Source organism: Rhodococcus aetherivorans (genome assembly GCF_011058165.1).
GTDB classification, from domain to species: domain Bacteria; phylum Actinomycetota; class Actinomycetes; order Mycobacteriales; family Mycobacteriaceae; genus Rhodococcus; species Rhodococcus aetherivorans.
On sequence record NZ_JAALEG010000003.1, the window covers coordinates 52,715 to 65,210 of the forward strand.

Consider the following 12,496-nt stretch of genomic DNA (forward strand, 5'->3'; position numbering starts at 1 on the left):
TGTCACCCACGGCACTCGCGGTGACCGTTTCGCCCCACTCTACGGAATGAGGCGACCACCACGCCGCGCGGCGACGAGACCCGGCGACGATGCAAGGATATGTCCGTGAGCGACAGTCATCCCGTCCCGTCCGAAGACGCCCTGCGCCGGTGCGTCGGTGAGATCGTCGACTTCGTCGACGCCGGTGGCTGGGGACAGCCGCCGACGATGTTCGCGCTGGTGCCCACGGCCCTGCTGGCGGCGTCGGAACCCACCCTGCTCGACCAGCTCGACGAGGGCCACGAGTACACCCCGGTGGAGCAGGAGGCCTTCCCCGACGACGTCGAAGGCGGCAGCCCCGCCCTCGACGAGTTCCTCGCCACCACCAGCTGGCCCGATTCCGTCGCCGGCTGCGCCCTGGTGCAGGAGATCGTGGTGCTGCCCCCGAGCGCGGAGTCGGATCTCGACGACGCGCTGGTGCCGCTGCTCGCCGATCCGCACGCCGCCGACGAGGCCGCCCGGGCCGCGGCGCACGGGCACCCGGAGCGGCGCGATGCCCGCCTGATCGCGGCGGTCCTGCGCGACGGGCCGTCGCTGTCGCTGCTGCAGCTGAGGCCCACCGACGAGGACGACCCGTTCGCCGGGATCGAGCTGCGCACCTACGACAACCTCGCGCCGAACGTGGTGTCCGCCCTGTACGCGACCCTCGAACCGGGCGACGACTAGGACCGGTCCCGCACGACGGCCTAGCCGCAGGTGGGCGCGTCGCCGCCGGCGGCGAGGGAGCCGAGCGCGTCGATCGCGCCCTCGAGGGTCTCGACCTTGACCAGCCGCATCCCGTCGGGGGCGTCGCTCTGTGCCTCGGCGCAGTTGTCGGCGGGCACGAGGAACACCGTGGCGCCGTCCTCCGCGGCCCCGACGAGCTTGTGGGTGATGCCGCCGATCGGGCCGACGACCCCGTCGGAGTCGATGGTGCCGGTGCCTGCGACGACCTCGCCGCCGCTGAGCTCGCCGGGGCTGAGCTTGTCGACCACGGCGAGGCTGAAGATCAGCCCCGCCGACGGGCCACCGACGTCGGCGAGGTTGAACGTCACGTCGAACGGCACGTCCGGGACCTCCTCGGGGCTGATGCCGAGGAAGCCCTTGTCCGGGTCGTCGGGGCGGGCTCCCACGGTCACCGAGGCGGTCTGCTCGACCCCGTCGCGCACCAGCACGACGTCGACCGGGGTGCCGGGCGCGACGGCGGCGACGGCCCGCTGCACGCTGCCGGCGGTGGTCACCGGCTCCCCGGCGACGGTGACGAGCCGGTCGCCCTCGCGCAGCACGCCGGCGGAGGGCCCGGACTCGCCGACCCTGGCGACGCGCAGGACGACGGGCAGGTCGAGGTGGTGCAGGGCGGCGAGTTCCGCGCTGCGTTCGGACTGCTCGAACTGGGCGGCGTCCGCCTCCTTGACCTGTTCCCTGGTCGCGGTGGGCGGGTAGATCTGCTCGCGGGGGGCGATCCCGTACCGGCTGCCCAGCCACGCCGAGAGCGCCTGCGCCACGGTCAGGCGGTCGCTGACCCCGACCGTGGTCATCACGAGCTCGCCACTGGTGGGGTCGGTGTCGGCGCCCTCGATGGCGACGACAGCCTTGCCGTCGATCTCGCCGAGGGTGTCGAACGTCGGGCCCGGACCGAGCGCCACGTACGGCACCTTCACGTTCAGCGCCACCGTCACCAGCAGCAGCGCGGGGAACAGCGCCGCCAGGATCGTCACGAGCCGTCGATTCACCCGGCCAGGGTATCCGGAGCGGCGATGTTCGCGATCAGCGTGATCGCGGGGGCCGCCACCCCGCGGTGCGCCTTGTACCGTTGACGACATGAGCGACACGCCTTTCGGATTCTCGAATCCCGACGACGACCCGGACCGCAGGAAGGACTCCGGTTCCGGCGCCGAGGGATCCGGCGCCGAGGGCGCCGGCCCGGAGGGCGCCGGGTCCCAGGGCGGCGCCACCGGCGGGTTCCCCTTCGGTTTCGGGGCCCCCGGCGCAGGCGGTGCCCCGTTCGGCGCGGGCGGCGACAACCCGTTCGGCGCGCAGGGCTTCGACCCGGCGGCGCTCGGGCAGATGCTGACACAGTTCGGTCAGATGCTCAGCGGCATGGGCAGCGCGGTGGGGTCCGGCGGTTCCGGGCCGGTCAACTACGAGGTGGCCGGCAAGCTCGCCCGCCAGCAGATCGGCTCCGTCACCCCGGTGTCGTCCGGGTCGGCGGACGCCGTCCGGGACGCCGCACATCTGGCGGAGCTGTGGCTCGACGGGGCGACGACCCTGCCCGCGGGCGCGACCCGCACCGTCGCGTGGACGCCCGTCGACTGGCTCGACAACACGCTCGAGACGTGGAAACGCCTGTGCGATCCGGTGGCCGAGCAGGTCAACGGCATGTGGATGCAGGGCCTGCCGGAAGAGGCCCGGGCGATGGCCGGGCCGATGCTCGGCATGTTCTCCCAGATGGGCGGGCTGGCGTTCGGTTCCCAGCTCGGCCAGGCCCTCGGGCAGCTCGCCAAGGAGGTCCTGACCTCGACCGACATCGGCCTGCCGCTCGGGCCCGCGGGCACGGCGGCGCTGATGCCCGCCGCGATCGAGGCGTTCGGTGAGGGACTCGAGCAGCCGGCCCAGGAAGTCCTGGTCTTCCTCGCCGCCCGGGAGGCGGCACACCAACGGCTCTACAGCCACGTGCCGTGGCTGCGCTCGCGCCTGCTGTCCACTGTGGAGGACTACGCGCGTGGCATCCGGATGGACTTCTCCGCGATCGAGGACCTCGCCCAGGGTATCGATCCCATGGCGCTGACGGATCCGTCGAAGATCGAGGAACTGCTCAAGGGTGCGGCGTTCGAGCCGCAGACCACCCCCGAGCAGAAGCAGGCCCTCGAACGCCTCGAAACGCTGCTCGCCCTGGTCGAGGGCTGGGTGGAGACCGTGGTCGCCGACGCGCTCGGCGACCGGCTGCCCGGGGTGGCCGCGCTGAGCGAGACGCTGCGCCGCCGCCGCGCGAGCGGCGGGCCCGCCGAGCAGACCTTCGCGACTCTCGTCGGTCTCGAGTTGCGGCCGCGGAAGCTGCGCGAGGCCGCGGCCCTGTGGCGCCGGCTCACCACCGATGCCGGGCCGGACGCGCGGGACAAGGTATGGGCGCACCCGGATCTGCTGCCGGACTCGTCGGACCTCGACAACCCGGCCGCGTTCCTCGACCGCGTCATCGGCGGAGAAGCGGGGGCGTTCGACGATCCGATCGCCCAGCTGCGCGAGACCGAGGCGCGCGAACGCGCCGAGCGGGAGAAGGGCGAGCCGGGCTCCGGCGAGTCCACCGATCCCGACGAATCCGCCTGAACGCACATCGGGCCAGGTAGGCGCCAGTTTTACCCTGTGGACAACCCGCCTCGGGCACAGGTGGTGCGACGGGGGTTGCTGTCAGGCTGACGGCATGACCACGGCAACGCATCCACAGTCCGGACCGGCGCTCGACCCTGCCCTCGAGGTGCTCCACCGACCGGACGGGACGGTACAACTCGGGTGGGGTCCGGACACGGCGGCCGTCCTGTCCCCCGGCGCGGGGCTCGACGCGTTCGGACTCTCGACGGTGCTGCGCCTGCTCGACGGGCGCTCGTCGCGCGAGGAGATCCTCGCCCGCACCGCGCGGGCGGGGCTGCCGGGCGCCGCCGTCACCGCCCTGCTCGACGAGCTGACCGCCCTCGGTGCGGTCCGTGATCCCGGCGTAGCCGCGCTGCAGGTCCCCCGGGTGCGGGTGCACGGGCGCGGGCCGCTGGCAGACGCGCTGGTCGCCCAACTGACGGTGTCGGGCACGCGGCTGCGCCGGTCCGCCGTCTACACCGGCGACAGCGACGTCGCCCGCTGGGACGCGCAGTGCGTGCTGCTCACCGACGCGCTGGTGCCCGACCCCGGTCTCGTCCGCGAGCTGATGCGGCACCGTGTGCCGCATCTGCCCGTACTGCTGCGCGACGGCCGCGGCATCGTCGGCCCCTTCGTCGTCCCGGGCCGCACGAGCTGCCTGCGCTGCGCCGATCTGACCCGCACGGATCTCGATCCGCACTGGCCGCAGCTGGCCGCCCAGCTGTGCGACCGCGTCGGGTGTGCGGAGCCCGCAGCGGTGCTGGCGACCGCGGCCCTCGCCCTCGGACAGCTCGACGCGATTCTCGCCGCCTCGCCGTCCACGCCGCCCGCGACGTTGGACCGGACCCTCGAGGTGGATCTGCGCAGCCATCGACTCACGTCGCGGCGCTGGTTCCGGCACCCGGACTGCGGGTGCGGAGGCACACCCGCGTGAAGCGGCGCACCGCGCCGGTCACGCAGCGGCGCACCGCGCCGGTCGCGCAGCGGCGCACCGCGCCGGTCTGACGCCGTCAGGCATGATGGTGGGCGTGGCCGAAATCCCCCGCAGAAGCAGTTCCCGCACCGCCAAGCTCGCCAGCATCCCCCTCGGGATCGCCGGTCGCGCCGCGGTGGGATTCGGCCGGCGTCTGGCCGGCGGGGACCGCGAGGAGATCGATGCCGAGCTCGCGGCGAAGGCGGCCGAGCAGCTGTTCACGGTGCTCGGCGAGCTCAAGGGCGGAGCCATGAAGGTGGGCCAGGCGCTGAGCGTGATGGAAGCCGCGGTGCCGGAGGAGTTCGCCGAGCCGTACCGGGAGGCGCTGACGAAGCTGCAGTCGGCGGCGCCGCCGCTACCGGCCAAGGCGGTCCATCGCGTCCTCGATCAGCAGCTCGGCGCCCGCTGGCGGGAGCGCTTCGCCTCGTTCGACGACATTCCCACCGCCTCGGCGAGCATCGGCCAGGTCCACCGCGCGGTGTGGGCGGACGGCCGCGAGGTCGCGGTGAAGGTTCAGTACCCGGGCGCCGACGAGGCGCTGCGCGCCGATCTGCGCACCCTGTCGCGGTTCGCGGGACTGTTCGCGACGGTAATGCCGGGCACCGACGTGCGGGCCGTGCTCGACGAGCTGACCGCGCGCACCGAGGAGGAGCTCGACTACCGGATCGAGGCCGACAACCAGCGGACGTTCGCCAGGGTGTTCGCCGACGATCCCCGGTTCGTCGTGCCGCGGGTCGTCGCCAGCTCCCCGAAGGTCTTTGTCACCGAATGGCTCACGGCGACACCGCTTTCCATGATCATCGCCGAGGGAACCCGCGAGCAGCGCAACCGGGCCGGGGCGCTGCTGGCAGAGTTCCACTTCGCGTCCCCGGCACAGGTGGGGCTGCTGCACTGCGATCCGCACCCGGGCAACTTCATGCTGCTCGACGACGGCCGGCTCGGCGTCATCGACTTCGGTGCCACGGCCGCGATGCCGAACGGGTTGCCGCCGGTGCTGGGCCGGATGGTGCGGCTGGCCCTCGAGGAGCGCTTCGACGAGCTGACCACGCTGCTCTACGAGAACCGGTTCGTCCTGCCGGGCCGGGAGGTCACCGAGCAGGAGATCGCGGACTACCTGCGCCCGTTCACGGATCCGATCCACACGGAGTCGTTCCACTTCACCCGGGCCTGGCTGCAGAAGGCGGCGGGCACCGCCACCGACTTCTCCGGATCCAACTTCCGCACTGCGCGGGCACTGAACCTGCCGCCGGAGTACGCGAACATCGTCCGCGTACTCCTCGGCTCCGTCGGTATCTGCGCGCAACTGGACGCGCACGCGCCGTACATGCGGATCCTGTCGGCGTGGCTGCCGGGATTCACCGATCCGGTGGACTGACCTCCCGGCAGCCGGTCCGGCCTAGGCGCACACCAGTTCCTTGCGAGGGCGTCCCCGCGGACGCTTGCGGGCGACGACGACACCCCGTTCGAAGATCTCGCCGCCCCACACGCCCCACGGCTCGGCACGGTCGAGTGCCGCGGCGAGGCAGTGGGCGCGGATCGGGCACCGGCCGCACAGCGCCTTGGCTCGCTCCAGTTCGGTCGGTGATTCGGCGAACCACAGGTCCGGATCGCCGTCGCGGCAAGGCAACTCGCGCACGCGCGTCGTATGGTCGACGTCGAGCGTTGCGGTCTGCACGATGGATGTCTCCTCTGTCTGGTTCGGATGCGATGCGCGAACCGGGCAGAAGACGAAGAAGGCCACGGTCCGCTGGGCGGTGTCCGTGGCCGGAAGGCGAATGAAGATTACCGGGGTGAACCTCGGTGGCTTCGGGGCACGGACGAAGGGGCGGCTGCTCGCACGCGGGCGACGCGCGGAGTGCACGCGCCGGCGGCGACGGGGGCGCCGGCGACGGGGGCGGCGACCACCACTGCAGCTGCATCGAAGCCGAGCATCGGGGCCACCTCCTTCGTCGTCCGCGCACGGGCCTTTCCCGTGACATCGACCTCCAGCCTAGGAACTCGGCCGTCGATCGCACAACCCATTTTCTACCTGCGGTTTTACCGCAGCTTTGCGAACCGCTACAGATCGAGGGTATCGGGCGCGCGTTCACCGCGCACGACGGCGAGCACGTCCGCGCCGAACTGCTCGAGTTTCTTCGCCCCGATGCCGGGGATGGCGACGAGGGCACGGTCGTCGCCCGGCCGCTGCTCAGCGATCGCGATGAGCGTGTTGTCGCTGAACACCACGTAGGCGGGGACCTTCATCTCCTTGGAACGTTCCCGGCGCCAGTCCTTCAGCGCCATCAGCAGCGATTCGTCCAGGTCCGACGGGCAGCCCTCGCAGCGCCCGAGCATGGTCGCGGACGACCCCATCAGGGGCTTTCCGCACACGCGGCACTGCGGCCGCTTACGTTTCGGCGACGCGGGGGCCGCGATCCGGGAGGCCGGCGAGTCGTCGGGGATCAGACCGTGCAGGAACCGGGACCGCCGCCGCGACCGGCGGCCGCCCTCGGTGCGCGAGAGCGCCCAGGACAGTTGCAGGTGCACGCGGGCGCGGGTGACCCCGACGTACAGCAGGCGGCGCTCCTCCTCGATGCCGGCCTCGTCGGGCGGCGTGGAGCTGTCGCCGACGACGTGCACGATGGGCAGGGTCCCGTCGGTGAGGCCGACGAGGAAGACCGCGTCCCATTCCAGGCCCTTGGCCGCGTGCAGCGACGCGAGCGTCACGCCCTGCACCGTCGGCGGGTGCCGCGCCTCGGCCCGCGCCGCCAGGTCACGCAGCAGACCGTCGAGATCGAGGTCGGGCTCGTGCCCGAGAAGCTCCTCGGTCAGCTGCACGAGCGCCCGCAGCGATTCCCACCGTTCACGGGCCTGCGCACCGGCAGGCTCGGCCTCGGTCAGGCCGAGCGGGGCGAGCACCGCCCGCACCAGCGTGACGAGGGCGGCGCCGCGATCGGCGCCCTCGGGCAGGTCGTCGCGGCCGTGGGCCTGCCGCAGCGCGCCGACCGCCTGGCGCACCTCGGCGCGGGTGAAGAAGCCCTCGCCGCCGCGGACCTGATACGGGATACCGGCCTCGGTGAACGCCTGCTCGTAGGCCTCCGACTGGGCATTGATGCGGTAGAGCACCGCGATCTCGGCGGCGGACACCCCCGATCCCAGCAGCTTCGCGATCGACTTGGCCACGGCCTGCGCCTCGGCGGGCTCGTCGTCGTACTCGGCGAACGCCGGCTCGGGTCCGGGCGGGCGCTGGCCGACGAGCTGGAGCCGGGTCCCGGCGATGCGGCCGCGTGCCGCACCGATGACCCGGTTGGCGAGGGACACCACCTGCGGCGTGGAACGGTAGTCGCGTTCGAGCCGGACCACGGTGGCGTCCGGGAATCGGCGGGAGAAGTCGAGCAGATACTGCGGGGTGGCACCGGTGAACGAGTAGATCGTCTGATTCGCGTCGCCGACGACGGTGAGGTCGTCGCGGTCGCCGAGCCACGCGTCGAGCACGCGCTGCTGCAGGGGCGTGACGTCCTGGTACTCGTCGACGACGAAGCAGCGGTAACGGTCGCGGAACTCCTCGGCGACGGCGGTGTGCTCCTCGAGCGCGGCGGCCGTGTGCAGCAGCAGGTCGTCGAAGTCGAGGAAGATACCGTCGTCGCGCACCTTGAGGGACTCGTAGCCGGCGTAGACGGCAGCCACCCGTCCGGCGTCGGCGGGGGGCTCACGCCGGGCCCGGGCCACCGCGGCCGGGTAGTCCTCCGGCGCAACGAGCGAACCCTTGGCCCACTCGATCTCCGAGAGCAGGTCGCGCACGGTGTCGGTGTCGGTGGCGAACCCGGCACGGTGCGCGGCCTGGGAGACGACGGCGAACTTGCGGTCGAGCAGCTGCCACGGCGTGTCGCCGACCACTCGCGGCCAGAAGTAGCGCAGCTGCCGCAGCGCGGCGGCGTGGAAGGTACGCGCCTGCACCTGCGGCCCCGAGCCGCCCACCCCGAGTTCGCGCAGCCGGCTGCGCATCTCCCCGGCGGCGCGGGCGGTGAACGTGACGGCGAGGACCTGGCCGGCCGCGACGTGTCCGTGGGACACCAGGTGCGCGATGCGGCGGGTGATGGTCCGGGTCTTTCCCGTCCCGGCACCGGCGAGCACACACACCGGGCCCCGCGGCGCGAGGACCGCCGCCGCCTGCTGGGGATCCAGGCCCTCCACCGATGCATCTGCTCGCATGGGCTCCATCATGGCAGGACGCGGTGACAGGCCTCCGGCCCACACCGACTGTGGTGGAGAACACATTTCACCGTCGCGCGGAACAGCGGGTGCCCCGGAGTTGTTGTGCGCACCGTGACTACGACCGATGCTCCCGCCCTGACGCTCTACACCACCGACTGGTGCGGCTACTGCCGCCGCCTCAAGAGCCAGCTCGACGAGCACGGCATCGGCTACGCCGAGATCGACATCGAGGCCGACCCGTCCGCCGCCGAGTTCGTCGGCAGCGTCAACGACGGAAACCACGTCGTTCCCACCGTGCAGTACGCCGACGGCAGCACCGCGACCAATCCCCCGCTGTCCGCGGTCAAGCAGGCGCTCGGTCTCTAGCCGACGGCACCGCATCCGCCGGGAGCACCGAGGAGCTCAGGTGGTGTATCCCGGCGGGGCCGGCACGGCGTGTTCGGCCGCCCGGCTGACCTGCTCCCATGCCGCCCAGTCCCGGATGCGCTCCTGCGCGAGTCCGACCGCGGCGTCGTAGACGACGCTGCCGAGGATCAACCGTCGCGGCGGGGCGTCGCTGTCCACGGCTGCCCGGACCGCGGCCGCGGCGAGCGCCGGCTCGCTGTCGACGCCGCCGGCGGCCGACGTCGCTGCCATCTCGGCGCGCAGCGCCGCATAGTCGTCGAGCGGCGCGGTGGCGGGCATGTCCTTGTACAGGTCCGTCCAGTATCCGCCGGGTTCGACGATCGTCACGGCGACCCCGAAGTGTGCAGCCTCGGCAACGACCGCCTCGCTCAGTCCTTCCAGTGCGAACTTGCTGGCGCTGTACAACCCGGTGGTGGGAAATGCCGCGATCCCCGCAACACTGGAGATCTGCAGCAGGCGGCCCGGGCGCCGACGCAGCGCCGGCAACACCGCCTGCGTGACCCACAGCGCTCCGAAGAAGTTGGTCTCCATCTGAGCGCGTGCCTGCTCCTCGGTGAACTCCTCGACGAAGCCCGTCCACATCGTCCCAGCGTTGTTGACGACGACATCGAGGCGCCCGAAGTGGTCGACAACCCGATCGACCGCCGCGAACACCGCCGACCGGTCGGTCACGTCGACGTCGACGGTGAGCACCCGCTCGTCGTCCCGGAACTCGGGCACGGCGGTTGCGGTGCGGGCAAGAGCGGCCACCCGGTCTCCTGCGGTGAGCGCCTCCCGGGTGAACGCTCGGCCTAGCCCTCGGCTTGCCCCCGTGACCAGCCATATCCGCTGCTCGACCATACCGGCGCCTCCTCGGATCTAGACGAGACGGATCGTCTCGCCATGCGAGTATGCGACCCTCGTTCCCTTCTGTCAAGACGGTCCGTCTCGTCTCGGTTTGGCTATGCTGGGTTCCATGCCGCCGAGAACCACCCGCCGCAGCGACGCCGCCCGGACAGCGATCCTGACCGCCGCGGTGGAGTTGGTCGGTGAAGTGGGCTACAGCAAGTCGAGCATCGAGGCGATCGCTGCCCGAGCCGGCGTCGGGAAACAGACCATCTACCGGTGGTGGTCGTCGAAGGGATCGGTGCTGCTCGACGCCTACCTCAACGCAAACGTGGGCGGCGAACCGGAGGACCCGCAGGGCCTACCGAACACGGGCGATCTCGTCGCCGACATGAGGGCGGTGCTGCGCGCCACCGTCGACGAACTGAACGATCCCCGGTTCGAACGGCCGTTGCGCGCGCTGACCGTCGCCGTACTCGAGGACGAGTCCCTGGCCGCCGAATACTCCCGTCGTCTCGACGAGCCGATGCGGCAGATGAAGAAGGAGCGGCTGCGCGCGGCGCAGCGACAGGGTCAGCTGTCCCCCGATGTGGATCTCGACGCCGTCGTCGACACCCTCTTCGCCCCCGTCGCCCAGCGCTGGCTGCTGCGCTCCGGTTCGCTGACCTACGAATACACCGATCACCTCGTCGAGACCGTGCTCACCGGTCTGCCGAGGCCAGGGTCCTGACCGGTTCAGTTCCCCCGGACCCAGCCCTCCAGCATGCCCCGGGCGATCGAGATCGATCCCGGCAGCAACAACGGGGCGTCGGCCGGGGAGGCCCAGTCGCCGAGCGCCAGCGCGGCCCGCACCTCGTCGCGGGTGAACCAACGGGCCTCGGCGATCTCCCCGTCGAGGAAGGCCAGCGGATGCTCCGGATCGGCGACGGCGGAGAACCCGATCATCACCGACCGCGGGAACGGCCACGGCTGGCTGCCGAGGTACCGCACGTCTCGCACGTCGACGCCGACCTCCTCGCGGATCTCCCGCACGACGCAGGACTCGAGCGACTCCCCCGCCTCGACGAACCCGGCGAGCACGGAGAACCGTCGCTCCGGCCACACCGGCTGTCGCGCCAGCAGGACCCGGTCCGCGCCGTCGTGCACGAGACAGATGATCGCCGGGTCGGTACGCGGGAACTCCTCGTGACCGGTGCTGGTGCTGATCCTCGACCAGCCGGACAGGGTCGGCTCGGTCGGCGCTCCGTCCAGTGAACTGAAGCCCGCGTTGTCGTGCCAGTTGAGCAGGGCCACCGCGGTCACCATCAGACCCGCGTCGGCGTCGTCGAGCCGCTCCCCGACCCGGCGCAGGTCGGCGACCGTTCCGGTCTGCGCGAGCACCCGGATCGCCCACACGTGCCGGTCGCCGCGCACACCGAGGAACACCGCGCCGGGAACCGGCTCGGGTCCCAGCTCCACCGCCGCGGCGAACACCAGGGCGTCGCCGTCCACCGGCACCTGCCCGCGACGATCGACCCGCAGCAGATGGGCCCGGGACCAACCGTCGTGCAGGGCCGCGGCGTCGCCCCGCAGCTCCTCGGCGCGGTCGACGACCGCACGGGAGAGCAGGGGGGTGTCGGACAGCTGGAAACGGCTCACGACTGCACCCTAGCGGCGGCGCGGGCTCAGCCCGACACCCGCCGGATGTAGAGCAGCTTGTCGTCCGCCTCCACGGCGTCGACCTCGGGGGACCCCACGCGCAGCAGGCGGCCGTCGCGCACGACTCCGAGCACGATGTCGGACAGGTGCCGGGGCGATCCACCCACTTCGTTCGGTTCGACGTCGCGTTCGGCGATCGCGAATCCCGCCTCGGGGGTGAGCAGGTCCTCGATCATCTCCACGACGCTCGGTGTGGTGGTGGCGATGCCGAGCAACCGGCCCGCCGTCTCGGACGAGATGACCACCGAGTCCGCGCCCGATTGACGCAGCAGGTGCGTGTTTTCCGATTCGCGGATGGCCGCGACGATCTTCGCCCTCGGGGCGATCTCGCGGGCGCTGAGCGTGACGAGCACCGCGGTGTCGTCGCGGTTGGCGGCGACGATGATCGCGGCGGCGTGCTGAACGCCCGCCAGGCGCAGCACATCCGACTTCGTCGCCGAGCCCTGTACCGTCACCAGCCCCTGCCCGGCGGCGGTCTCGAGTACCACCGGATCGGTGTCGACGACGACGATGTCCGACGGCGGAACCCCGTCGCCCAGCATCGCATCCACCGCGGTACGGCCCTTGGTGCCGTATCCGACGACGACGGTGTGATTACGCACGCGGCGCCTCCAACGCTGAATCTTGAACGCCTGGCGCGAACTCTCGGTCAGTGCCGAGAGCGTCGTACCGACCAGGACGATGAGGAAGAAAATCCGCAACGGCGTGACGACCAGGACGTTGATCAGTCTCGCCTCGGGTGTGAACGGGGTGATGTCGCCGTAGCCGGTGGTCGACAGCGAGACGGTCGCGTAGTAGATGCAGTCCAGCAGCGACAGTGCGTCGCCCTGGGCGTCGCGGTAGCCGTCCCGGTCGAGGTAGACCACCAGCACGGCGAATGTCAACGCCACCACCGCATATCCGACGCGGCGAGTGATGGCCCGGCTCGGGCTCGTCTGCAGCTGCGGCACCCGCAGGATGCCCACCAGCGCGAAGTCCGGGCGCTCGGTGAGCACGTCGGAACGGCTGAAGCGGGCACGCAACCTACCCGGCATGGCG

Annotated in this window: 12 protein-coding genes; 6 read left to right on the forward strand and 6 right to left on the reverse strand. The window is 71.8% G+C overall.

The window, feature by feature from the left end:
- Window positions 1-99 precede the first annotated feature (99 nt).
- Entirely contained in the window at window positions 100-705 is a 606-nt protein-coding gene (locus tag G6039_RS01975) for a PPA1309 family protein (protein WP_037200991.1), read from the forward strand.
- Between the two features lie 20 nt (window positions 706-725).
- Here the strand turns inward: G6039_RS01975 and G6039_RS01980 are convergent, their stop codons facing one another.
- Complete coding sequence (locus G6039_RS01980) at window positions 726-1,751, reverse strand: YlbL family protein (protein WP_029544543.1); 1,026 nt, start codon at window positions 1,749-1,751, stop codon at window positions 726-728.
- A gap of 88 nt (window positions 1,752-1,839) precedes the next feature.
- On the opposite strand from G6039_RS01980, the gene G6039_RS01985 reads away from it, so the two are divergent.
- The 3 genes from G6039_RS01985 (at window position 1,840) to G6039_RS01995 (ending at window position 5,711) form a co-directional block, all read left to right on the forward strand.
- A complete protein-coding gene (locus G6039_RS01985) occupies window positions 1,840-3,342 on the forward strand; it encodes a zinc-dependent metalloprotease (RefSeq protein WP_029544545.1) in 1,503 nt (500 codons plus the stop codon).
- A gap of 94 nt (window positions 3,343-3,436) precedes the next feature.
- On the forward strand, window positions 3,437-4,297 hold the full coding sequence (locus G6039_RS01990) for a TOMM precursor leader peptide-binding protein (protein ID WP_029544547.1): 861 nt from the start codon (window positions 3,437-3,439) through the stop codon (window positions 4,295-4,297).
- A gap of 82 nt (window positions 4,298-4,379) precedes the next feature.
- Window positions 4,380-5,711, forward strand: coding sequence for an ABC1 kinase family protein (locus tag G6039_RS01995; protein ID WP_029544549.1), 1,332 nt, complete (start codon window positions 4,380-4,382; stop codon window positions 5,709-5,711).
- Window positions 5,712-5,732: 21 nt separating this feature from the next.
- Here the strand turns inward: G6039_RS01995 and G6039_RS02000 are convergent, their stop codons facing one another.
- Both G6039_RS02000 and G6039_RS02005 read right to left on the reverse strand, forming a co-directional pair.
- On the reverse strand, window positions 5,733-6,011 hold the full coding sequence (locus G6039_RS02000) for a WhiB family transcriptional regulator (protein WP_043797088.1): 279 nt from the start codon (window positions 6,009-6,011) through the stop codon (window positions 5,733-5,735).
- A gap of 383 nt (window positions 6,012-6,394) precedes the next feature.
- Window positions 6,395-8,527, reverse strand: a complete 2,133-nt coding sequence (locus G6039_RS02005) for an ATP-dependent DNA helicase UvrD2 (protein WP_006942780.1) — start codon at window positions 8,525-8,527, stop codon at window positions 6,395-6,397.
- Between the two features lie 114 nt (window positions 8,528-8,641).
- Between G6039_RS02005 and G6039_RS02010 the strand changes: the two genes are divergently transcribed.
- A complete protein-coding gene (locus tag G6039_RS02010) occupies window positions 8,642-8,896 on the forward strand; it encodes a mycoredoxin (protein WP_043797086.1) in 255 nt (84 codons plus the stop codon).
- 36 nt (window positions 8,897-8,932) lie between these two features.
- On the opposite strand, the gene G6039_RS02015 is transcribed toward G6039_RS02010, so the two are convergent.
- Complete coding sequence (locus G6039_RS02015; RefSeq protein ID WP_080688434.1) at window positions 8,933-9,775, reverse strand: SDR family NAD(P)-dependent oxidoreductase; 843 nt, start codon at window positions 9,773-9,775, stop codon at window positions 8,933-8,935.
- Window positions 9,776-9,878: 103 nt separating this feature from the next.
- Between G6039_RS02015 and G6039_RS02020 the strand changes: the two genes are divergently transcribed.
- On the forward strand, window positions 9,879-10,490 hold the full coding sequence (locus G6039_RS02020) for a TetR/AcrR family transcriptional regulator (RefSeq protein WP_080688433.1): 612 nt from the start codon (window positions 9,879-9,881) through the stop codon (window positions 10,488-10,490).
- A 5-nt stretch (window positions 10,491-10,495) separates the two neighbouring features.
- On the opposite strand, the gene nudC is transcribed toward G6039_RS02020, so the two are convergent.
- Window positions 10,496-11,398, reverse strand: coding sequence for an NAD(+) diphosphatase (gene nudC / locus G6039_RS02025; RefSeq protein WP_006942772.1), 903 nt, complete (start codon window positions 11,396-11,398; stop codon window positions 10,496-10,498).
- Between the two features lie 26 nt (window positions 11,399-11,424).
- A complete protein-coding gene (locus G6039_RS02030) occupies window positions 11,425-12,492 on the reverse strand; it encodes a potassium channel family protein (protein ID WP_006942770.1) in 1,068 nt (355 codons plus the stop codon).
- Window positions 12,493-12,496 lie beyond the last annotated feature (4 nt).